Raw genomic sequence first — 22,367 nt, 5'->3', positions numbered from 1 at the left:
AGGACACCGTGATGGACGTTTCGACCGCAACCGAACTGTCCGGCGACGGCGACGGCATCGAGCCGATCGCGATCGTCGGTCTGGCCGCCCGCCTACCCGGCGCGGCCGACGTGAACGCGTTCTGGCGCAACCTGGTCGACGGGGTGGAGTCGGTCACCGAACTCACCCGCGAGGAGCAGCTGGCCCGGGGCGCGTCCGCCGACGAGGTGGACGACCCCGGCTGGGTCAGCCGCGCCCCGCTGGTCGACGGGTACGACGAGTTCGACGCCGGGCTGTTCGGCATGACCGCCCGCGAGGCGGAGATCACCGACCCGCAGCACCGGCTGTTCCTGGAGTCCTGCCACACCGCCCTCGAGGACGCCGGCTACGACCCGTCCCGCTACGACGGCGCGATCGGGGTCTACGCGGGCACCGGCGGCAACACCTACCTGCACCGCTACGTGCTGCGCAACAAGCGCGTCGGCGGCAGCCCGCACAGCGCGGTGTCGCTCGCCACCGGCAACTCGCCGAACTACGTGGCCACCAACGTGTCCTACCGGCTGGACCTGCGCGGGCCGAGCCTCACCGTGCACACCGCCTGCTCCACCTCGCTGGTCGCCTTCCACCTGGCCTGCGAGGCGCTGCGCAACGGCGAGTGCGACATGGCCCTCGCCGGCGGGGTGAACATCGAGCTGCCGCACGTCGGCTACCTCGGCATGGACGGCTTCACCTCGCCCGACGGGCGGTGCCGCCCGTTCGACGCCGGCGCGAACGGCACCGTCTGGGGCAGCGGCGCGGGCGTCACCCTGCTCAAGCGGCTCTCCGACGCGATCGCCGACGGTGACCCGATCCGGGCGGTGGTGCTCGGCAACGCCATCAACAACGACGGCGCCGGCAAGGTCGGCTTCACCGCGCCGAGCATCGACGGTCAGATGGAGGCCGTCGCGCAGGCGGTGGCGATGGCCGGCGTCGACCCGCGGACCATCAGCTACGTCGAGGCGCACGGCACCGGCACCGCGATGGGTGACCCGATCGAGGTGGCCGCCCTCTCCGCGGTCTACACCAAGGACACCGACGACCGGGGCTGGTGCGGCATCGGCTCGGTGAAGTCCAACATCGGGCACCTCAGCCAGCCGTCGGGCATCGTCAGCGTGATCAAGACGGTGCTCGCCATGGAGCACGGGCTGATCCCGCCGACCGTCAACTACGAGACCGCGAACCCGGCCATCGAGTTCGCCGAGACCCCGTTCTACGTGGCGAACACCCTGACCAAGTGGGACACCGACGGCGGGCCGCGGCGGGCCGGGGTCAGCTCGTTCGGCATCGGCGGCACCAACGCGCACGTGGTCCTGGAACAGGCGCCGGCGGTCTACCGGTCGACCCGGCGGGTCCGCCCGGCGCAGCTGCTGCACGTCTCGGCGCAGACCGCCACCGCGCTGGACAGCGCGGTGCAGCGGCTCGCCACGCACCTGGCCGAGGCGGTGGACGCCGGGCCGGAGCACCTCGCCGACGTGGCACACACCCTGCGGGTCGGCCGGCGGGAGTACCCGCACCGCGCCGCCGTGGTCGCCACCGACGTGTCCGACGCGGTCGCGGCGCTGAACACCCCGCGCCGGGTGCAGCGCGGCGTGGCCGAGGGGCCACCGCCCCGGCTGGCCTTCCTGTTCAGCGGCCAGGGCGCGCAGTACGCCGGGATGGGCGCGCAGCTCTACGCCGAGGAGCCGGCCTTCGCGGCCACCGTCGACGAGTGCGCCGAGCTGCTCCGCGCCGACCTCGGCCTGGACCTGCGCGACCTGATCCTCGGCCGGGATCCGGAGGCGGGGGAGAAGCTCACCCAGACCCGCTACACCCAGCCGGCGCTCTTCGTCGTCGAGTACGCGCTGGCCCGGCTCTGGCAGGACGCCGGGGCCCGGCCGGCAGCGATGATCGGGCACTCCATCGGCGAGTACGTGGCCGCGACGGTGGCCGGCGTGCTGAGCCTGCCGGACGCGTTGCGGGTGGTCGCCGCCCGGGGTCGGCTCATGCAGTCCCTGCCGGCCGGGTCGATGCTCGCCGTCTCGCTCGACGAGTCGGTGATCGCGCAACGGCTGCCCGAGGGGATCTCCGTCGCCACCGTCAACGGGCCGGGCACCTGCGTGGTGGCCGGCGAGTCCGAGCGGGTCGCGGCCTTCGCCGAGCTGCTCAAGGGCAAGAGCAAGGTGCTGCGCACCTCGCACGCCTTCCACTCGCCGATGATGGAGCCGATCCTGGGCGAGTTCACCGCGCTGATGGCGTCGGTGACCCTGCGCCCGCCGGCGCTGCCGTTCCTGTCCAACGTCACCGGCACCTGGATCACCGACGAGCAGGCCACCGACCCGGCGTACTGGGCGAGTCACCTGCGTCAGCCGGTGCGCTTCGGCGACTGCGTCGCCACCCTGCTGAGCGAGGGCACCTGGCAGCTGGTCGAGTGCGGCCCCGGCAAGCAGCTGGCCAACCTGGCCCGGATGCAGGTCGCGAAGGCCTCCTCCGAGCAGCGCAAGCTCACCCCGCTGGGCAGCCTGCCCGGCCCCGGCGAGTCCACCGGCGACCTCGCCACCCTGCTCAGCACGGCGGCGGCGCTCTGGTCCACCGGCGCGCCGGTGCGGCTCGGCGCCGACCCGCAGGCGCGCCGGGTGCCGCTGCCCACCTACCCGTTCGAGCGGCGCCGCTACTGGGTGGAGCCGGACCCGCAGCAGCAGACGGCGGCGCCGGTGGAGACCGGGCCTCGACCGCTGCCGGAGTGGTTCGCCGTGCCGGTCTGGCGGCAGGCCGCGCCGCAGCCGCGTACCGAGCCGTTGGGCCGCTGCCTGGTCCTCGCCGACGGCCCACGCGGCGAGGCGCTGGTCGCCGGGCTGCGCGCCGCCGGCGCCGACCCGGTGCGGGTACGCCCCGGCGACGCCTTCGCCGCCGCACCGGATGGCTACCAGCTGCGCCCCGGCGTCCGGGAGGACTACGACAGGCTGGTGACCGCGCTCGCCGTCGACGGGGTGCCGACCCGGCTGGTGCACGCGCTCACCCTGGACGGCGCGCCGACCGGCACCGACATCGCGGCCACCTGGGCGGCCCAGGAGCGGGGCTTCTTCAGCGCGCTGCACCTGGTGCAGGCCCTGGCCGGCGCCGGCCTGACCGCCGAACCGGGCGGGTTCACCCTCGACCTGATCACCGCCGGGGTCGGCGACGTCCGCGGCGACGACCTGCTCCGCCCCGAGCACGCCACCCTCGCAGGACTGGCCCGGGTGCTCCCCGCCGAACTGCCCGGCCTGGCGGTCCGGCTGGTCGACGCCGACCCGACCGACGACGGCGGGCGGGCCCTGGTGGCCGAGCTGCGTCGAGGGTCGGACCCGGAGCACGCCGAGGTGGCGCTGCGCGGCGGCCGCCGCTGGGTGGCCGGCTACGAGCAGGTCACCGTCGACGCCGAGGGGGATCCGGGCGCGCTGCGCGACGGCGGCCGGTACCTGATCACCGGCGGTGTCGGCGGTATCGGCATCACCCTGGCCGAGGACTTCGCCGGCCGGGCCCAAGCCCGACTGGTGCTGCTGGCCCGCACCGGCCTGCCGCCGCGCGAGCAGTGGGACGACCACCTCGCCGTGCACGGCAGCGACGACCGGACCGGCCGGGCCATCGCGGCGATCCGCCGGATGGAGGCCGCCGGTGGGCAGGTCCTGGTGCTCGCCGCCGACGTCACAGACCCCGCCGACCTGCGCCGGGTACGGACGGCGGCGGAGGAGGCCTTCGGCGGGATCGACGGCATCGTGCACGCGGCCGGCCTGCCGGGCGGCGGCATGGCCGAGATCAAGGACCGGGCGGAGGCGGAGCGGGTGCTCGCCCCGAAGCTCGCCGGCACCCTCGCGCTGGCCCAGGTCTTCGGTGACCTGCCGCTGGACTTCGTGGTGCTCTGCTCGTCCATCACCGCGGTGATCGGCGGCTTCGGCCAGGTCGACTACTGCGCGGCGAACGCCTTCCTCGACGCGCACGCCCGCGCCGGGCGCGGCTGGGCCGCCCCGGTGCTGTCGCAGAACTGGGGCGGCTGGGCCGAGGTCGGCATGGCCGTGGAGACCGTCGCCCCGGCCGGCTTCCGGGCCGCCGGGCGGGACACCGTCACCAGCACGGTCGACCACCCGGTGCTCACCACCCGGGTCACCGGGCCGGACGGCACCGTGCTGCACGGCCTCGTCTCCGCCGCGACGCACTGGCTGCTCGACGAGCACCGGATCGGTGGGGTGCCGGTGGTGCCGGGCACCGCACACCTTGAGTCGGTCCGGGCGGCGGTGGCCACCGCCGTGCCCGCCCCCGCCCAGGACGCCGCCGTGGAGCTTCGCGACGTGGTCTTCCTGGAGCCGTTCGCGGTGCCGGACGGCACCGTCGCGCAGTACCGGGTCGAGCTGACCCCCAGCGAGGACGGGGTCGACTTCGCGGTGCGCAGCCTGGCCGGCGGCCAGGAGCGTACCCACGTGCGCGGCGCCGCCGGCTGGACCGCGCAGCCCGCGCCGGCCGAGCGGCCGGTCGCCGACCCGGGCCGCCGGGTGGACGACGACGCCTCGTTCGGCCGGGGCCGGACCAGCATGCTGACCTTCGGGCCGCGCTGGAATTCGCTGCGGGAGCACCACCTGGGCGCCGGCGAGGAGCTGGCCCGGATCGAGGCGCCGGCGGAGGCGATCGGCGACCTGGCCGAGTGGGGGCTGCACCCGGCGCTGCTCGACGTGGCGACCGCGTTCGGCCGCGGCCAGGGCTCCGGCACCTACCTGCCGCTGTCCTACGGCCGGATCGTCGTGCGGGGCTCGCTGCCGGCGCGCTTCGCCAGCCACCTGCGGCACCGCGACAGCGCCACCGACGAGGTGGTCGCCGCCGACCTGACCCTGCTCGACCCCGACGGCCGGGAACTGGTCGCGATCAGCGACTTCGTGCTGCGGCGCGTCGACCAGGGGGCGGTCACCGGCGGGCTGGCCCCGGCCGCGTCGGCCGGGGCGGCCGAGACCGCGCCGGCCGGGCCGAGCGAGGACATCCGGCCGGTGGACGGGGCGGAGGCGTTCCGCCGCAGCCTCACCGCCGGCCTCGGCGCCCAGGTGGTGATCGCCACCCGCACGGTGGCCGACATCCGCGACCGGGCCGGCCGGGTGACCACGGAGAGCCTGGCCGACGAGCCGGAGGCGACCCGCACCGCCCCGGCCGCCACCGGCGGCGGCTCGGCGGCGCCCAGCACCGAGTTGGAGATCGCCATCGCGCAGGTGTGGCGCGACGCCCTCGGGGTGGCCGAGGTCGGAGTCGACGACGACTTCTTCTCCCTCGGCGGCAACTCGCTGGTGGCGGTGCAGCTGATCGCGGCCATGCGTAAGGCCACCGGGGTCCGGCTGCCGATGCGCAGCCTCTTCGAGACGCCCACCGTGTCCGGCCTGGCCGCCCGGATCGAGGAGATGCGGGCGACCGCGCCCACCACCGACGAGCCGGCGGCGCCGGCGGCGATCCCCGCCATCCCGCGGCTGCCCCGCGGCTGACCACGAGACAACAGGAGTAGAGAGCAATGAGCGACACGATCGCCACGCTGCCGGTGGTCGTCGAGAACGACGGCCGCGAACTCACCGACCTCATCACCGACCGGCGCTCGGAGCTGCGCGCCACCCTGACCGAGCACGGCGGGCTGCTGTTCCGCGGCTTCGACGTGGGCGGGGTGGACGGCTTCGACCGGGTGGTCCGCGCCCTCTCCGGTGAGCCGCTGACCTACACCGAGCGCTCCTCGCCCCGGCACGCCATCAAGGGCCGGGTCTACACCTCGACCGACTACCCGCCGGACGAGGAGATCTTCCTGCACAACGAGAACTCGTACCAGGCCCGCTGGCCGTTGACGCTCTTCTTCTACTGCATCACCGCGCCGGAGACGCTCGGCGCGACGCCGCTGGCCGACGTGCGTCGGGTCTACCAGGAGATCGACCCGGCGGTGCGGGAGGAGTTCATCCGGCGCCGCTGGATGCTGGTGCGCAACTTCCACGCCGACTTCGGCACCCCGTGGCAGCACGTGTTCAACACCGACGACCGGGCCGAGGTCGAGGCGTACGCGGCGGCGAACCGGATCGAGCTGGACTGGCGCGGCGCCGACGGGCTGCGTACCCGGGCGGTGCGCGACGTGGTGCACCACCGCCCCGGCTCGGACGTCCCGCGCTGGTTCAACCACGCCACCTTCTTCCACCTGAGCACCCTTCCGAAGGACTACCAGGAGGGGCTGCTGGCGATGTTCGGCGCCGACGGGCTGCCCTCGAACACCTACTACGGCGACGGCGCGGAGATCCCCGCCGACGTGATGGAGCACCTGCGGGCCGCGTACCGGGCCGCGAGCGTCCGCTTCGACTACCAGCGCGACGACGTGCTGGTGGTGGACAACATGACCGCCGCGCACGGCCGGGAGCCGTTCACCGGAGCCCGGAAGATCGCCGTCGCGATGGCCGAGCCGCACACCCCCGAGAGCAACGGAGCGAAGTAATGGCCGAATCCCGATTCCTGGTCGTCCGCAACGACGAGGAGCAGTACTCGATCTGGTCGGCCGACCGGGAGCTACCGGCGGGCTGGCAGGAGGCCGGGTTCGCCGGCACCCGCGAGGAGTGCCTGGCGCACATCGACACCGTCTGGACCGACATGCGTCCCCGCTCGGTACGGGAGCCGGCATCATGACCACCGCACAGGAGTGGACCTTTCCTGCCTCCTTCGCGCAGGAGCGGGTCTGGATCGCCAACCAGCTCGACGCCGGCTCGCCGGTCTACAACGTCTCCAACCCGTGGAGCTTCCCGGTGGGAACGACCCGGGAGCAGGCCACCGAGGTGCTCGAGCGGGTGATCGCCCGGCACGAGGCGCTGCGTACCTACCTGCGCGTCGACGACGGCACGCTGGTGCAGGTGGTGTGCGCGCCCGGGCCGGTCGAGCTGCCCGAGTTGGATCTGCGGGACTGCCCGGCCGGCGAGCGGACGCGCCGGTTCGACGCGGCGCTGACCGAGCTGGCCCGCACGCCGATCCCGCTGGACGCCCCGCCACTGTGGCGCGCCCGGCTGGCCCGGCTCGCCGACGACCGCTTCACGCTGATGTTCGTGGTGCACCATGCGGTGTTCGACAGCCACTCGGCGGTGCTCTTCGCCGCCGATCTGGCCGCGTTCAGCCGCGCGGCGCTGACCGGTGCGCCCGCCGAGCTGCCCGAGCTGCCCATCCAGTACGCCGACTTCGCGGTCTGGCAGCGCGGGCAGCTCGCCGGCGCGGAGCTGGACCGGCAGCTCGACTTCTGGCGCGGCCACCTGGCCGGGGCGCCCGCGGTGACCGGTCTGCCGCTGGACCGGCCCCGCCCGGCCCAGCTCGGCTTCGCCGGCGACGAGGTGCACTTCGAGCTGCCGGAGGGACTGCTCGACCGGGTCGGTCAGCTCGCCACCGACGCGGTCGCCACCCCGTACATGGTGTTGCTGGCGGCGTTCGCCGCGCTGTTGTCGCGGATCTCCGGTGACGAGGACGTGGTGGTCGGGGTCTCCACCGCCGGCCGGGACACCCCCGAGCTGGCTTCGCTGATCGGCATGTTCGTCAACCCGGTGGCGCTGCGCTGCGACCTCTCCGGCGACCCGAGCTTCGCCGATCTGCTCGGGCGGGTCCGGGCCGGTCTGGTCGACGCGATGGAGCACGGCCAGACGCCGTTCCAGCGGATCGTCGAGGCGGTCGCCCCGCAGCGCGACCCGTCGGTGCAGCCGATCTTCCAGACCGCGCTGAACTTCATCCCGGACTCCGGGCTGGACCCGGTGGCGCTCGGCACCACGAAGGACGACCTGGCCTTCGACATCACCACCACGACCGGCCGGCTGGTCTACCGGACCGCGCTCTTCGACCGGGCCACCGCCGAGACCCTGGCGGCCCGATACGTCCGGCTGCTCGACGCCGCCGTCGGCGCCCCGGGGCAGCGCGTCTCCGCGCTGCCGCTGCTCGACGACGCCGAGCGGGAGCGGGTGCTGGTGACCTGGAACGACACCGCGCACCAGGTGCCGGCGGGCACGGTGGTGGACGAGGTGCAGCGGCGCGTGGCGGCCGACCCGGACGCCCCCGCCCTGGTCCACGACGGCGTCGGGCTGTCGTACGCCGAGCTGAACGCCCGGGCCAACCGGCTGGCCCGGCTGCTGGTCCAGCGTGGCGCCGGTCCGGAGACCCGGGTGGCGTTGGCGCTGCCCCGCTCGGCGGAGCTGGTGGTGGCGATCCTGGCGGTGCTGAAGGCCGGCGCCGCGTACGTCCCGGTGGACACCGGCTACCCGGCCGGCCGGATCGCCTACCTGATCGAGGACGCCGAGCCGGCGCTGGTGCTGGCCACCACGGCGACCGCCGGGCTGGTCCCGGCCGGCGCGCTGGTGCTCGACGCGGGCACCGGCGCCGACCTGGCCGAGGTGGACCTGACCGACGCCGACCGGCGCGCCCCGCTGCGCCCGGAGCACCCGGCCTACGTGCTCTACACCTCCGGCTCCACCGGCCGGCCGAAGGGCGTGGTGGTCGAGCACCGGGCGCTCGCGGCCTACCTCGCCTGGGCCCGGCACACCTACCCGGGGCTGACCGGCACCGCGTTGCTGCACTCGCCGGTGTCGTTCGACCTCACCGTCACCGGCCTGCTCGGTACGCTGAGCGCCGGCGGCACCGTCCGGCTGGCCGCATTCGACGACGGCGGCGCGTCGGCCGGCGGGCGGCCGACCTTCCTCAAGATCACCCCGAGTCACCTGCCGTTGCTGTCGACCGAGCTGTCGCCCACCGTTGACCTGGTGATCGGCGGCGAGGCGCTCACCGGCGAGCAGCTCGCCGGCTGGCGGGTCGGCCACGAGGACGTCGCGGTGGTCAACGAGTACGGGCCGACCGAGGCGACCGTCGGCTGCGTGGCCGCCCGGATCGCGCCGGGGGAACCGCTGCCGGCCGGCCCGGTGCCGATCGGCCGTCCCACCTGGAACACCCGGGCGTACCTGCTCGACGCGGCGCTCAACCCGGTGCCGGCGGGCGTGGCCGGCGAGCTGTACGTCGCCGGCGACCAGCTGGCCCGCGGCTACCTGCGCCGGCCCGCGCTCACCGCGGAGCGCTTCCTGCCCTGCCCGTACGGGTCGCCGGGGCAGCGCATGTACCGCACCGGGGACGTGGCCCGCTGGCGGGTCGACGGCACGCTGGAGTACCTGGGCCGCCGGGACAGCCAGGTGAAGGTCCGCGGCATGCGGATCGAGCTGGGTGAGATCGAGTCGGTGCTGCTGGCCCGCCCGGACGTGCGGGAGGCGGCGGTGCTGGTCCGCACCGACTCCGGGGAGGCGGAGCTGGTCGGTTACCTGGTCGGCAGCGCCGACCCGGCGACCCTCGCCGCCGAGCTGGCCCGGGAACTGCCCACGCACCTGGTGCCGACCGCGTTCGTCCGGTTGGACGCGCTGCCGCTCACCCCGAACGGCAAGCTGGACACCGCCGCGCTGCCGGCCCCGGTGGCCACCGCCGCCGCCGACGGCTTCGTCGCCCCGCGCACCGACGCCGAGGTGCTGGTCGCCGAGGTCTACGCCGAGATCCTCCAGGTGGACAAGGTCGGCGCGCTCGACGACTTCTTCGACCTCGGCGGCAACTCACTGCGCGGCATGCGGGCGATGGCCCGGATCCGCGCCGAGGTCGAGGTGGACCTGCCGATGCGGGCGCTGTTCGCCAGCCCGGTGGTGGCCGACCTGGCCGCCCAGATCGAGCAGCGGATCGCCGCCGAGCTCGACGGGCTCTCCGAAACCGAGGTCGCCGCGCTACTCGCGGCGGAGAAGGACACTCCCTGATGACCGACCTGAAGGACCCGGCCCGGGACGCCGCCCGGCAGGCCCTCATCGCGCAGCGGCTGCGGCGGCGACAGCCCGCCGCGGCCACGGCGCGGATCACGCCGCGTCCGCCGGACGCCGAGTTGCCGCTGTCGTACGCCCAGGAGCGGGTCTGGTTCATGGACCAGCTCGCTCCGGGCGAGGCGGCCTATCACATCGCGGTGCCGCTGCGGGTGCACGGCCCGCTGGACGTGCCGGCGCTGCGCGCGGCGCTGGCCGGGCTGACCCGTCGGCACGAGTCGCTGCGCACCCGGTTCCCCGCGGACGCCGACGGCCGGCCGAGCGTGGTGGTCGAGGAGACCGTCGAGGTGCCGCTGACCATCGTGGACGCGCCGGATCCGGCCGCGGCGCAGGAACTGGTGGACGCCGCCGCGGCCGAGCCGTTCGACCTGGCGCACGGCCCGCTGCTGCGCGCCCTGCTGATCCGGTTGGCGCCCGAGGAGCACGTGCTCTTCCTCGGCAAGCACCACATCGTCGGCGACGGCTGGTCGGTGGACGTGCTGCTGCGCGACCTGATCACCCTCTACCGGGGTGGCGAGCCGCCCGCCCTGCCCGTGCAGTACGGCGACTTCGCCGTCTGGGAGGCCCGGGAGCTGGCCGGCCCGGCCGCGCAGGGGCACCTGGCGTGGTGGAAGCAGCGGCTGGCCGGGATCACTCCGCTGGAGCTGCCGCTGGACCTGCCCCGCCCGGCGACTCAGACCTACTCCGGTGACTTCGTCGAGTTCACCCTCGACAAGGCGACCACGGACGGGCTGAACGCCCTGACCCGTGCCTACGGCGGCACGCTCTTCATGACGCTGCTCGCCGCCTACCAGGTCTTCCTCGCCCGGCACGCCGGGCAGGACGACTTCGCCGTCGGCGCCTCCGTCGCCGGCCGGTCCGCGCCGGAGCTGGAGAACGTGGTCGGCATGTTCATCAACATGCTGCCGCTGCGCGCCGAGCTGGCCGGCGACCCGACCTTCGCCGAGCTGCTGGAGCGGACCCGGCGCGGTGTGCTGGACGGCCTGGAGCACGCCGACGTGCCGTTCGCCAAGGTGGTGCACGAGCTGGGGCTGCCCCGCGACGTCAGCCGCTCGCCGGTGTTCCAGGCCATGTTCGTGCTGCAGAACTACGACATGGGCCGGTACGCCGAGGTTCCCGGCGTCAGCGACGTGACGTTCGACTGGACGCCGATGGAGCTGCGGGCCACCCGGTTCGACTTCGAGCTGCACGCCGTCGAGACCCTCGACGGGCTTTGGGGCAAGCTGGTCTTCAACACCGACCTGTTCACCCGGGACACCGCGCAGCGGATGGCCGGGCGGCTCACCGCGCTGCTCCGCGCGGTGGTGGCCGCGCCGGACACCCCGATCTCCGCGCTCGGTCTGCTCGCCCCGGCCGAGCGGGAGCTGCTGGCGGCCTGGAACGACACGGCCGCGGACTTCCCGCGCACCGAGACCCTGCACGGGTCGATCGAGGAACGGGCGGCGCGCACCCCGGACGCGGTAGCGCTCCGTTTCGAGGGCCGCTCGGTGACGTACGCCGAGCTGAACAGCGCCGCGAACCGGATCGCGCACCGGCTGCGCGCGGCCGGGGTCGGCCCGGAAACCCTCGTCGGGGTCTGCGCTGAGCGCTCGGTCGAGCTGGTCGCCGGCCTGCTCGGCGTGCTCAAGGCGGGCGGCGCGTACCTGCCGTTGGACCCGGAGTACCCGGCGGACCGGTTGGCGTTCATGCTCACCGACGCGGACGCGCCGGTGGTGCTCATCCAGGAGCACCTGCGCGACGTGCTCCCGGCGACCGACGCCACCGTGCTGGCGCTGGACGACGACCGGGTCTGGGCCGACCAGCCGACCGTCGACCCGACCCCGACGGTGGGCCCGGAGCACCTGGCGTACGTCATCTACACCTCCGGTTCCACCGGCCGACCGAAGGGCGTGCCGAACACCCACCGGGGCATCGTCAACCGGCTCGACTGGATGCAGAAGACCTACCGGCTCGGCCCCGACGACGCGGTGTTGCAGAAGACGCCGGCCAGCTTCGACGTCTCGGTCTGGGAGTTCTTCTGGCCCCTGCGGGTGGGCGCCCGGCTGGTGCTGGCGAAGCCCGGCGGGCACAAGGACGCCGGCTACCTCCGTGACCTGCTGGTCGCCGAGGCGGTGACCACGACCCACTTCGTCCCGTCGATGCTGACCGTCTTCCTCGCCGAGGACGGCGTCGAGACGGCCACCGCGCTGCGTCGGGTCATCTGCTCGGGCGAGGAGCTGCCGCTGGCCACCGCGACCGACTTCACCGCGCGGCTGCCCTGGTGCGGGCTGCACAACCTGTACGGCCCGACCGAGGCGGCCATCGACGTCAGCTCCTGGGCGTGCGACCCGGCGCTGCTGGCCGGGCTGGCCAGCGTGCCGATCGGCGCGCCCATCGCCAACCTGCGGCTGCACGTGCTCGACCCCGCGGGCAACGAGTGCCCGGTCGGGGTGGCCGGTGAGCTGCACATCGGCGGGGTCGGGCTGGCCCGTGGCTATCACCGCCGGCCGGCGCTGACCGCCGAGCGGTTCGTGCCGGACCGGTTCTCCGGCGAACCGGGCGCCCGGCTCTACCGCACCGGCGACCTGGCTCGCTGGCGGATCGCCCCGAGGGCCGGCGACGGTGCCGAGCCGGGCGGGGTCATCGAGTTCCTCGGCCGGATCGACCACCAGGTCAAGCTGCGCGGTCTGCGGATCGAGCTGGGCGAGATCGAGAGCGCGCTGCGCGAGCGGCCCGGGGTGACCGAGGCCGCGGTGATCGTCCGCGAGGACAGCCCGGGCGACAAGCGGCTGACCGCCTACCTGGTCGGCACGGCCGAGCACGCCGAGCTGAAGGCGGCGCTGAAGGAGACGCTGCCCGAGTACATGGTGCCGGCGGCCTTTGTCACCCTCGACGCGCTGCCGCTGAGCCCCAACGGCAAGCTGGACCGCAAGGCGCTGCCCGCGCCGGTGGTCACCCGCGAGGCCTCGGTGGCGCTGGTCGAGCCGCGCGACGACACCGAGCGGCTGCTCGCCGGGATCTGGTCCGAGGTGCTGGGCGTGCCGACGCTCGGCATCGACGACGACTTCTTCGACCTCGGTGGGCACTCGATGCTCGCCACCCAGGTGGTCGCCAAGATCCGCAAGGCGGAGCACGGCGGCCGCGAGGTCGGCGTGATGGACCTGTTCCAGCAGCGGACCATCCGCGAGCTGGCCGCCTTCATGTCCGGCTCGGCCGGCGAGCAGGGACCGCGCCGGCTGCTCTACGAGCTGACCAAGCCGATCCCGGCGGCGCAGCGGGTGCTGACGTACGTCTGCGTGCCGTACGGCGGCGGCAGCGCCATCGTCTACCAGCCCCTCGCGGACGCGTTGCCGGCCGGGCACGCGCTCTGGTCGCTCGCCATTCCCGGCCACGACGTCGGGCTCAACGAGGACGGGCTGCCCTTCGACGAGCTGACCACCCGGGTCGCCTCGGAGATCCTGGAGCGGGTGGAGGGTCCGCTCGCCCTGTACGGCCACTGCGGGGTGGGCAGCGCCATCGTCACCGAGGTGGCCCGCAAGGTGGAGGCCGCCGGGCGGGAACTGGAGGTGCTCTACATCGGGGCGATGTTCCCGTTCGCCCGCCCCAAGGGGCTCTTCGCCGCGGTGCGCACCCGGCTGGAGAAGCTGCGCAGCAACCGGCACTACGCCAGCTGGCTCAAGTCGATGGGGGTGGACACCGACGAGCTGGATCCGGAGCAGGCGGACCGGATCATCAGCAACATGCGGGCCGACTCCCGGGCCTCCGAGGAGTACTTCACCGGTCTGCTGGACCGGCGGGCCACCAAGCTGCGCGCACCGATCGTCTCGGTGGTCGGCTCCGAGGACCCGGTCACCGACTACCACAGCGAGCGCTACACCGAATGGCAGTTCCTCAGCGACCGGCTGGCGCTGGTGGTGCTCGACCAGGCCGGGCACTTCTTCCTCAAGTACCGCGCCGACGAGCTGGCCGAGATCGTCACCCGTACCCACCGGGCCGTGGCCGCCGGCGACGTCGCCGACCTGAGTCGCGAGGCGCGAGGCGAGGACGCCGGCTGGGCGGTCCACGACACGCTACGGGTCGGCGTGGACGACGGGTCCGGGCGCGACACGGTGAAGCCGAGCATGGCCCGGTTCGTGGCAGTCACCGCCGGGCAGCTCGTCTCCACCACCGGCTCGGCGCTGACCGCGTTCGCGCTGCCGATCTGGCTGTTCACCCAGACCGGATCGGTGGCCAACCTGGGTCTGCTCTGGGCCCTGGCGCTGATCTGCGGCGTACTGATGCTGCCGGTCGCCGGGGCGATCACCGACCGGGTGAGTCGGCGCCGGATCATGCTGATCGCCAGCTCCGCCGCCGGGTCGATCCAGCTGGTCCTCGCCGCGCTGCTGTGGACCGACAACCTGGTGCTCTGGCACATCTACGCCCTGGTGGCGTTGAGCCAGGTCGCCGGCTCGTTCCAGCGGATCGCGTTCCAGTCGGCCGTGCCGCAGCTGGTGCCCAAGCGCTACCTGGGCCACGCCATGGGGATCACCCAGCTCTCCAACGGCTTCGCCATGCTGCTGATGCCGGTCTTCGCCGCCGGTCTGCTGGCCGCCATCGAGCTGAAGGGCATCCTGCTCATCGACGTGGCCAGCTACCTGCTCGCGGTGCTCACCCTGGCCCTGGTCCGCTTCCCGGACCTGCTCGGCTGGCAACCGCGGGAGCGGCTGCTGGTCGCGATCGCGAACGGGCTGCGCTACTCGTGGCAGCACCGCGGGTTCCGGCTGATGCTCGGCTACTTCGCGCTGGGCAACATCTTCCTCGCCCCCGCGCTGGTGCTCGTCACGCCGCTGGTGCTCTCCTTCGGCACGGCGACCCAGGTGGCCCAGGTGGCGCTCGCCGAGGCGTGCGGGGCGGTGGCCGGCGGTGTGCTCATGTCGCTCTGGGGCGGTCCCCGACACCGGCGGATGATCGGGGTGCTGATCGGCAACCTGGGCACCGCGGTCGGCTGCATCGTCATCGGCCTGGACGCCTCGGTGGCGGTGATCTGCGTCGGCGCGTTCTGGCTGGCCATGGCGATGACCACGGCGCAGTCCATCTACGCCACCATCGTCCAGGTCAAGGTGCCGCAGCGCTTCCACGGGCGGGTGTTCAGCCTGAACCAGACCATCTCCTGGTCGACCCTGCCGATCGGCTTCGCGCTGCTCGCCCCGGCCGCCACCAGCCTCTTCGAGCCGCTGCTCGCCCCGGGTGGCGCGCTGGCCGGGTCGGTGGGCGCGGTGATCGGCACCGGTCCGGGCCGGGGGATCGGGTTCGCGTACGTCTGCTTCGGCGCGGCGCTGGTGCTGATCACCCTCGGCGGCTTCGCGATCCGGCTGCTGCGTCGCTTCGACGTCGAGGTCGAGGACTCGCTGCCGGACGACCTGATCGGCGCCCAGGAACGGGAGCGTCGGCTCGCCGCCCGGGCCGCCGAGCGGGAGGCGGAGAAGGTGCCCGCCGCCGCGTGAGGCACGGGGGCCTCCGGTCACCCGGAGGCCCCCACCTCACCACGCGGACGGCGGGTCGGCCAGGTCCGACTCCGGCAGCTCCGTCGGCTCCGCCACCCAGGCCGAGTAGACCGGCAGGCCGTGCCACGGCCCGGCCGGCAGGCCGTCGCGGCTGTCGGTGGCCACCGCCACCACCGCGTACGGGTGACCGAAGCGCAGCTCGGCGACGCGGGCGACGCCCTCCGGCGGTAGCCCGGTCGCCGCGGCGAACGCCGTCACCGCGGCGGCCTCGAAGCCGTAGCGGCCGTAGCGGGCCATCGCGGTCTGAGCGGCGTCGAAGCGCAGCGACGGTGCCCGCATCAGCTCGCCGAGGGCCTGTGCGGCCACGCCGAAGCCGAACCCGGCCGCCGTCAGGTCGTGCCGGCTCTCCGCCGACCAGCAGGGCAGCACGGCGGTCAACCGCTCCTCCCGCCCGCCGTACGCCCGGGTGGGCACCTCCCGCAACGTCCAGAGCGGCGTGTCGCCGAGCGGTAGGTCGAACAGCGAGCGCCGAGCGGTTGGCGTGCCGGGCGGTGCGCTGACGGCGCCGGTCGCCACCTCGTGCGCGGCGGCGAGCACCTCCCCGGCGGGCACGCCCGGCGTGGCGGCGACCGAGACGACCAGCAGCCCGGCCTCTCGACCGTCGACGGTCTCCGGTCGGGCCGCGACACTGTGCACGGCCACGTCCCCGGCCCGGGGGGTGGGGGCGATCCAGCAGTCGTGGCCGTGCCAGGGGGCGCGCAGAATGTGGCGCAACCGGCCCGCCCAGGGGCTGCCGGCGCCGAGCTCGGCACCGGGCGCGAGCTGGAACGGCGTCTCCCAGGCGACCCGGGTGGCCAGCGCCGTGGCCATGATCAGGAGCGTTTCCGGGTCGACGACGAGCGGGAAGCTCTCGATCAGGCCGGCGGTGCGCTCCCGGGCCCACGCGTCCAATGTCGGCTGATCGGGCAGCGGTCCGGTCTCGGTGCTCGCCGGCAGGGTCGCCCGCCACGTGGCCAGTTGCTCGAAGGGCGTCCGCTCCCAGAGGGCGCTCGCCGACGCCACCAGGGGATGCGGCGCCACCAGCAGGGCCTCGGCGGTGGCGGCGGCCGTGTCCACGTCGACGCCGAGCACCTCCGCCAGCGCCGCCCGCGTGTCGCCGGCCGCGGCGGGGCCCACGAGGGCGAGCAGCAGCCAGGCGCCGAGCGGCGAGGCGATGTGGTGCCCGTCGTCCACGAGGCCGTGCATCCGCTGCGCGTATCGGACCACGGGCCCGTTGGGAACTGTCACCGCTCCACTGTGCCCGCTGATCGCGCAAGCGTCAGCCCTGTCCGCCCCCGGGCGGCGGGTTCCACGTCGGCGGCCGCTACCTCCGAAACAGGACCGAGGCGATCCGCGCGCGATCGTCGGAGCCCGGTCGAGTGGTGGGCAGTTGTCCGACCCGCTGTAGCCTCGGCCCCTGTGAGCTGGCTGCCTGACGACTTCGTCCACCCCGTCCACGTGCCGGTGCCCGACACCGCGCTTCACCTGCGGCCGATCCGGGAGGCGGACACCGCGCTCGACTACCCCGCCGTGATGGGCTCCCGAGAGCGCTTGTGGGAGATCTTCGGCCCGGCCTGGGCCTGGCCCCAGGAGACGATGACCTACGAAGAGGACCGCGTCGACCTGCTGCGGCACGAGAACGAGATAGCCGCGCACCAGTCGTTCAACTACGCGCTGCTGGACGAGGAGGAGACGGCGATCCTCGGCTGCGTCTACATCGACCCGCCCGAGCGCACCGGCTCCGACGGAGAGGTCTCCTGGTGGGTCGTGGACGACCTCGTCGGCGGAGAGGTGGAGCGCGCACTCGACGCGCTGGTGCCGCAGTGGATCGCCGCCGACTGGCCCTTCAAGCAGCCCCGTTATCTGGGCCGCGACATCAGCTGGCAGGACTGGCTTGCGCTGCCGCGCGTCTCGTGACACGTCCGGGGCGCTGCGCGCACCTGTGCCATCGCGGCATCCGCGCGATCATCCCGCGGTCCGGGCCTCGGTGTCGGCCCGGGGATTGATCCGCACCGGATCGCCGTAAGGGCGGGGTCCGGCAGGCGCGGACGGCGCCACGTCGGCGACACGGAGTTGATCAACACGCGTGCGGCGAGCTACCGGGTCAGCAGGTCACGACCAGAGTTCGAAGGGCTCGTCGATCTCCTCGCCGGCGAGGAACCCGGTCAGCAGCTCCGGTAGCCGCCCCGGATAGAACCGCTCGCCGCCGGCCACCACCTCGGCAACCGGCCACCAGCGGAAGCCGAAGTAGTCCTCCAGCTCGTAGTCCAGCCGGTGCGCCTCGTCCACATCCGGCCCCGGGCCGCGCAGCCGGACCAGCACGATCACCTCGTCCTGGACGTGCCGCAGCTGCCGGTGTACGAAGCTCGCCCGGCGGCGCCAGGTCGGTGCGCCGACCTCGGCCGGCGCGATCACGATCCCGGTCTCCTCCCTCAGCTCGCGTACCGCCGCCTCCAGGTACGTCTCGCCCGGGTCGAGACCGCCGCCGGGCAGCTCCCACCAGGTGCCCAGCCGCGGATGGTCCGGATCGCGGGTGTGGAACAGCAGCACCCGCTCATCGGCGTCGAGCACCACGAGCCGCACCGCGCTGCGCTCGATGACGGGCAGATCCCTCGGCAGGTCCGGCGGGATCACCACTGCTCCACCTCGACGAGGTTGCCGTCCGGCCCCATGCGGAAGCGTCGCGCTGGGCCCATGGCGGCTTGCGCCCGAGCCATCGCCGCCTCGCGCGACCGTTGCTCCTGGCCGCTCGGATCGGTGACCTGGAAGCCGTACATCGTGATCGCGTCAGCGTCCACATCTGATTCGTCCGGCTGCCCCTCGATGATGAAGCCGACCAGTGCCCGCAACGCCTCCTCACCGAGGTGCAGCGGATGGAACGGCAACGGATATGGGCGCTGGTCCGGCCAGCCCGGGACGGGCTCCACCGGGTGGCTGCCCGCCCAGAACGGCGCCTCGAACGGTAGTGGTGTGCCGATGTCCTCCAGGACGCCCGAGTCGGGGGAGAGGCTCAACGACCGGACGATCCGGCCGTCCTCCCACACCCCGAAGGCGAGGAAATCCACCACCGAGTGCATGGCGTGCAGGACCATCCGACCACCTCCCGCCAGGGCGAGGAGGTGGGCCGGCAGGCGGCTGGGATGGTCGAGCATCAGCCGCTGGTCACAGACGACGCTCACCCGGTCGGTCACCGCCGCGTACGTGACGTCGGCGGGCGGGTAGGTGCCGTCGAGGAGGGTGTTGTCCGCTGTCCGCTCGACGGCATGGCCCGGGTGGATCCGGCGGACGAGTGCCTCGCTCGCCGAGAGGTCGGCCGGGCCGGCGTGTCGCATCGCGGCCCGCAGGTCGCCGCCCCCGAAAGCCAGCAGACCGGTCTTGGCGCCCATCTTCTCTCCTTCGTCGCGATGGCCGCACAGTAGCGACCGCCTCCGACACGCGAGGACCGACGACGCCGGTCGCATCAGTGCGGGTCAGCGCCGATGACGGCCGCCACGTCGGGCGGCAGCGGGTAGGGGCGCTCGGGCGGCAGCAGGTCCTCGGCGGCCGGGTCGCCGGCGTCGAGGCGCTCCCGGAGCGTGCGGGCGACCGCGGTCACGTCGGTGAGGGAGACCAGCCACTCGTCGACGTACCGGCGGACCGCCTCGCCGCCAAGGCCAACCTGAAGCGACCGGTGCGCCAGCGGCGCGAGCCGCAGGGAGCGCTCCGGATCCCACTGCACCCGCACCGGGCTCGAACGTAACTGCCGTGACCAGGCCGCCCGGTCGGCGTGCCGGTCACGGTCGAAGCTGCTCAGGCAGGCGTTCGCGAGCGCCCACTCGAAGCCGGCGCGGCTGATCCCGACGGCCAGTACCCGTTCCTGGCCGGGCTTGGTGGCCCAGCCGCAGCGGTACATCATCCACCGAAACGATGGCTTGATCCACGTCATCCGCTCGCGCCGAAACGGCGCGACGAAGCGCCCGGCGGCCAGCGCCGGCTCGGCGATCTCCGGCGGGTACGCCTGGTAGACCGTGATGGTGTCGGCGTCGAAGCGAGCGCGGATCTGGTGGACGGGGACGGTCACGAAGTCGATCATGCGCGATCTCGCTGCGCCGATCCACCGGGATTGCGCCCCGGGCCTGTCAGACGCCGGGGCCCGCCCGGTCGGTGCCGGTCACCTCGGCCCGCCGCAGCCGGACCGCCGTGCCCCTACGCAGCGAGTTGGGGATCTCGGCGATGGCGTCGACCCGGTCGACCAGTTCGCGCAGCTCATCGGTCTGCGCGTCACCCTCGACCCGTACGTCGTAGGTCACCTCCGTGGACACCGCCGGGTCGCCGGTGAAGTCGCCGCGCACGGTCACCTCCACCCGGTGCAGGTTGATGCCGAGCGCCGCGGCTTCGCGGAACAGGTCGTTGGAGACGCAGCCGGCGACCGCCAGGTAGAGCAGTTGGCCGCCGTTGAACCCGATCCCGTCGCCACCGCCGTCCGCCGGTCGGTCCACGACCAGGGTGTAGGAGCCGGCCGAGCCGATCGCCGCCGGCTGCCCGGGCAGGCTGCGGGTGCGTACCTCGATGGTCATCCGTGATCGCCTCCGGGGAGTGCCGGCACCGACGGCGTCCAGTCAAGCACGCCCGACCGGAGGGGCGTGGCGCTCGCCGGTCGACACCCCGGGCCCGGCGGCTGGCACCGGTGGGGGAGGGATAGGCTGCCCGCCGTGGCAGGTCTGTTGAGGAGTGTGGCCGCCCGGATCGGCGCGGTCGTTCCGTCCCCCCGCCGCCCGGGTCCGGGTCCGGCCCAGGTCGCCCGCCGGCGCCAGGTCGCCGCGCTGCAGCGCCGGGAGTTGACGTACGCCCCGGAGCTCGACGGGCAGGCCGACCCGGGTGAGGTCGTGTGGACCTGGGTGCCGTACGAGGACGATCCGCGGCAGGGCAAGGACCGTCCGGTGCTGGTGGTCGGCCGGCACAGCCGCACCCTGTTCGGGTTGATGCTCTCCAGTCAGAGCGAGCGCGACGGCCAGCGGCACTGGTTGGCGCTCGGGCCGGGCTCCTGGGACCGGGACAACCGGCCGAGTTGGATCCGGCTGGACCGGGTGCTGACCATGCGGGAGGACAGCATCCGCCGTGAGGGCGCGGTGCTGGACCGGGCCCGCTTCGACCGGATCGGGCGGGCCCTGCGCGCCGGCTACGGCTGGCGCTGATCAGCGATCGGGTCGACCCGGGCAGGGCCGATCCGCGCGGACGTGGCCGACTCTGTCAGCCCGGCCACCTCGAGCGGTGTGGCGACGTTGACGGTCAGGACGGTTTCCGGCTCGGGCTGACCGCGGCGGACTTGGCCTCCGGCGGCGGGTAGGGCTGGTCGGCCAGCAGCCGGGCGAGGTGCGCGGAGTTCAGCGCCAGCGCCTTGGTGGTCCGGCCGGTGGTGTCCGGCTTCGGCCCGGCATCGATGTAGTCGAGCGTGTGTAGCGCCTCGCCGACCCAGTAGGTGGCCCCGGCGGCGGCGCAGGTGAAACCGACCTCGTTCAGCGCCTGCTGCACCTGGCCGACGGTGTGGTGGGCGCCGTCCTCGTTGCCGACGACCGCGACGCCGGCCACCTTCCCGTAGGTGAGCAGGCGGCCCTGCGCGTCGGTCTCGGAGAGCTCCGCGTCGAGGCGTTCCAGCACCATCTTGCAGACCGCCGAGGGCTGGCCGAGCCAGATCGGCGTGGCGATGATGAGGATCTGCGCGGCCAGCAGCTTGTCCCGGATGGCGGGCCACCCGTCGCCGTCGCCCTCATCGGTGGAGACCCCGAACCGCACGTCGTGGTCGACGACCCGGATCAGCTCGCTCTCGACGCCCTGCTCGCCGAGGGCGTCGAGCACTTCGCGTCCGAGCACCTCGGAGCTCGACGGGGCGGGGGACCGCTTGAGGGTGCAGTTGAGGATCAGCGCCCGGATGCTCGCCACGTTTGGTTCCTCTCGGCCGGCGACGCGGTGCAGTTCCTGTTCCCCGCCGGATGCCGGGAAACACCTTGGGATCAGCGGAATCGGTTGACAACGCCGCCACCGAGAGTAGATTCAACCTATCGGCTTATAAACCAAATGGTTGAGAGCGAGCGATGACAGCAGATCCGGTCAGCCTCGTCTTCGCCGCCCTCGCCGATCCGACCCGCCGGGCGATCCTGGCCCGGCTGGCCGCCGGCGAGGCGACGGTCAACGAGTTGGCGGCGCCGTTCCCGGTGAGCGTCCAGGCCATCTCCAAGCACCTCAACGTGCTGGAGCGGGCCGGGCTGATCGTGCGCACCCGGGAGGCGCAGTGGCGGCGGTGCCGGCTGGATCCGGCCCCGCTGCGCACCCTCGCCGAATGGGTCGACCAGTACCGCCGGCTCTGGGACGACCGTTACGACACCTTGGACGCATACCTGCGTGACCTGAAGGAGGAGAAAGATGAGCCAGCTCGGTGACGTCGTGGTGGAGCTGCCGTCCGACCACGAGATCAGCCTCACCCGTAGCTTCGACGCGCCGCGTGACCTGGTGTTCGCCGCGCACACACAGGCCGAGCACCTCAAGCGGTGGTGGGGGCGGGGCAACCCGCTCGACGTCGAGATCGACTTCCGGGAGGGTGGGCGCTACCGCTTCGTGGAGCACGCGCAGGACGGCAACGACTACGCCTTCCGGGGCGAGTTCCGCGAGATCGCCGTGCCGGAGCGCATCGTGCAGACCTTCGAGTTCGAAGGCATGCCGGGGCACATCGCGGTGGAGACGCTGGTCTTCACCGAACAGGACGGCCGCACCGTGGTCACCGGCACCACCCGCTTCGACACCCGACAGGAGCGCGACGGCATGCTCGACTCCGGCATGAGCCAGGGGGCGGCCGAGTCGTACGCCGCGCTCGACCGGTACCTGGCCACACTGCTCTGAGGACTCGGCGGGGGGACGCCCAATGCGGCGTCCCCGCCGCCGCCGGCCGTACGATCCGGTCGACGTGCCGCCGGATGTAACACCGGAGCGACCGAAGACGCTCACGAGGTGCCACTTGGGGAGCTGCACCGGTTTTCCGCCCACAGAGGGTCGG

Annotated in this window: 15 protein-coding genes; 9 read left to right on the top strand and 6 right to left on the bottom strand. The window is 73.6% G+C overall.

The window, feature by feature from the left end; genetic code table 11:
- The first annotated feature begins 11 nt into the window (after window positions 1-11).
- The 5 genes from ACIP9D_RS28830 to ACIP9D_RS28810 are packed head-to-tail and all read left to right on the top strand — an operon-like array spanning window position 12 to window position 15,301.
- A complete protein-coding gene (locus ACIP9D_RS28830; RefSeq protein ID WP_350874676.1) occupies window positions 12-5,489 on the top strand; it encodes an SDR family NAD(P)-dependent oxidoreductase in 5,478 nt (1,825 codons plus the stop codon).
- A gap of 26 nt (window positions 5,490-5,515) precedes the next feature.
- Window positions 5,516-6,469: a TauD/TfdA family dioxygenase gene (locus ACIP9D_RS28825; RefSeq protein ID WP_350874677.1), complete on the top strand. Its 954-nt coding sequence runs from the start codon at window positions 5,516-5,518 to the stop codon at window positions 6,467-6,469.
- Window positions 6,469-6,657 (top strand): MbtH family protein, encoded by a 189-nt coding sequence (locus ACIP9D_RS28820; protein ID WP_350874678.1) that lies wholly within the window; start codon window positions 6,469-6,471, stop codon window positions 6,655-6,657. Before ACIP9D_RS28825 ends, ACIP9D_RS28820 begins: the two co-directional genes overlap by 1 nt.
- The gene (locus ACIP9D_RS28815) at window positions 6,654-9,779 is read left to right on the top strand and encodes an amino acid adenylation domain-containing protein (RefSeq protein ID WP_350874679.1); all 3,126 of its coding nucleotides are present in this window, start codon (window positions 6,654-6,656) and stop codon (window positions 9,777-9,779) included. The genes ACIP9D_RS28820 and ACIP9D_RS28815 overlap by 4 nt, the downstream gene beginning before the upstream one ends.
- A complete protein-coding gene (locus ACIP9D_RS28810) occupies window positions 9,779-15,301 on the top strand; it encodes an amino acid adenylation domain-containing protein (protein WP_350874680.1) in 5,523 nt (1,840 codons plus the stop codon). Before ACIP9D_RS28815 ends, ACIP9D_RS28810 begins: the two co-directional genes overlap by 1 nt.
- Window positions 15,302-15,337: 36 nt before the next feature.
- On the opposite strand, the gene ACIP9D_RS28805 is transcribed toward ACIP9D_RS28810, so the two are convergent.
- A complete protein-coding gene (locus tag ACIP9D_RS28805) occupies window positions 15,338-16,588 on the bottom strand; it encodes a hypothetical protein (protein ID WP_350874681.1) in 1,251 nt (416 codons plus the stop codon).
- 171 nt (window positions 16,589-16,759) lie between these two features.
- Between ACIP9D_RS28805 and ACIP9D_RS28800 the strand changes: the two genes are divergently transcribed.
- Window positions 16,760-17,257 (top strand): N-acetyltransferase, encoded by a 498-nt coding sequence (locus ACIP9D_RS28800; RefSeq protein WP_350874682.1) that lies wholly within the window; start codon window positions 16,760-16,762, stop codon window positions 17,255-17,257.
- 195 nt (window positions 17,258-17,452) lie between these two features.
- Here the strand turns inward: ACIP9D_RS28800 and ACIP9D_RS28795 are convergent, their stop codons facing one another.
- From ACIP9D_RS28795 to ACIP9D_RS28780, 4 genes are all read right to left on the bottom strand, one after another.
- A complete protein-coding gene (locus ACIP9D_RS28795; protein ID WP_350874683.1) occupies window positions 17,453-17,977 on the bottom strand; it encodes an NUDIX domain-containing protein in 525 nt (174 codons plus the stop codon).
- Window positions 17,971-18,726 (bottom strand): DUF6928 family protein, encoded by a 756-nt coding sequence (locus tag ACIP9D_RS28790; protein ID WP_350874684.1) that lies wholly within the window; start codon window positions 18,724-18,726, stop codon window positions 17,971-17,973. The genes ACIP9D_RS28795 and ACIP9D_RS28790 overlap by 7 nt, the downstream gene beginning before the upstream one ends.
- A gap of 74 nt (window positions 18,727-18,800) precedes the next feature.
- The gene (locus tag ACIP9D_RS28785; protein ID WP_350874685.1) at window positions 18,801-19,400 is read right to left on the bottom strand and encodes a DUF4291 domain-containing protein; all 600 of its coding nucleotides are present in this window, start codon (window positions 19,398-19,400) and stop codon (window positions 18,801-18,803) included.
- Window positions 19,401-19,458: 58 nt separating this feature from the next.
- Window positions 19,459-19,896 (bottom strand): OsmC family protein, encoded by a 438-nt coding sequence (locus ACIP9D_RS28780; RefSeq protein WP_350874686.1) that lies wholly within the window; start codon window positions 19,894-19,896, stop codon window positions 19,459-19,461.
- A 135-nt stretch (window positions 19,897-20,031) separates the two neighbouring features.
- On the opposite strand from ACIP9D_RS28780, the gene ACIP9D_RS28775 reads away from it, so the two are divergent.
- Window positions 20,032-20,514, top strand: a complete 483-nt coding sequence (locus ACIP9D_RS28775) for a type II toxin-antitoxin system PemK/MazF family toxin (protein WP_350874687.1) — start codon at window positions 20,032-20,034, stop codon at window positions 20,512-20,514.
- Window positions 20,515-20,608: 94 nt separating this feature from the next.
- Here the strand turns inward: ACIP9D_RS28775 and ACIP9D_RS28770 are convergent, their stop codons facing one another.
- The gene (locus tag ACIP9D_RS28770; protein WP_350874688.1) at window positions 20,609-21,259 is read right to left on the bottom strand and encodes a flavodoxin family protein; all 651 of its coding nucleotides are present in this window, start codon (window positions 21,257-21,259) and stop codon (window positions 20,609-20,611) included.
- Between the two features lie 152 nt (window positions 21,260-21,411).
- On the opposite strand from ACIP9D_RS28770, the gene ACIP9D_RS28765 reads away from it, so the two are divergent.
- Together ACIP9D_RS28765 and ACIP9D_RS28760 are read left to right on the top strand one after the other, a co-directional pair.
- Window positions 21,412-21,756 carry a metalloregulator ArsR/SmtB family transcription factor gene (locus tag ACIP9D_RS28765; RefSeq protein WP_350874689.1) on the top strand — a complete coding sequence of 115 codons (345 nt, stop codon included), beginning with the start codon at window positions 21,412-21,414 and terminating at the stop codon, window positions 21,754-21,756.
- Complete coding sequence (locus tag ACIP9D_RS28760; protein WP_350874690.1) at window positions 21,740-22,213, top strand: SRPBCC family protein; 474 nt, start codon at window positions 21,740-21,742, stop codon at window positions 22,211-22,213. The genes ACIP9D_RS28765 and ACIP9D_RS28760 overlap by 17 nt, the downstream gene beginning before the upstream one ends.
- Window positions 22,214-22,367 lie beyond the last annotated feature (154 nt).

This window comes from Micromonospora sp. NPDC093243, from assembly GCF_044753725.1.
Classification (GTDB): Bacteria; Actinomycetota; Actinomycetes; order Mycobacteriales; family Micromonosporaceae; genus Micromonospora.
Note: the sequence above shows the minus strand (reverse complement) of the source record. Positions and strands in the feature narration are given on the sequence as shown.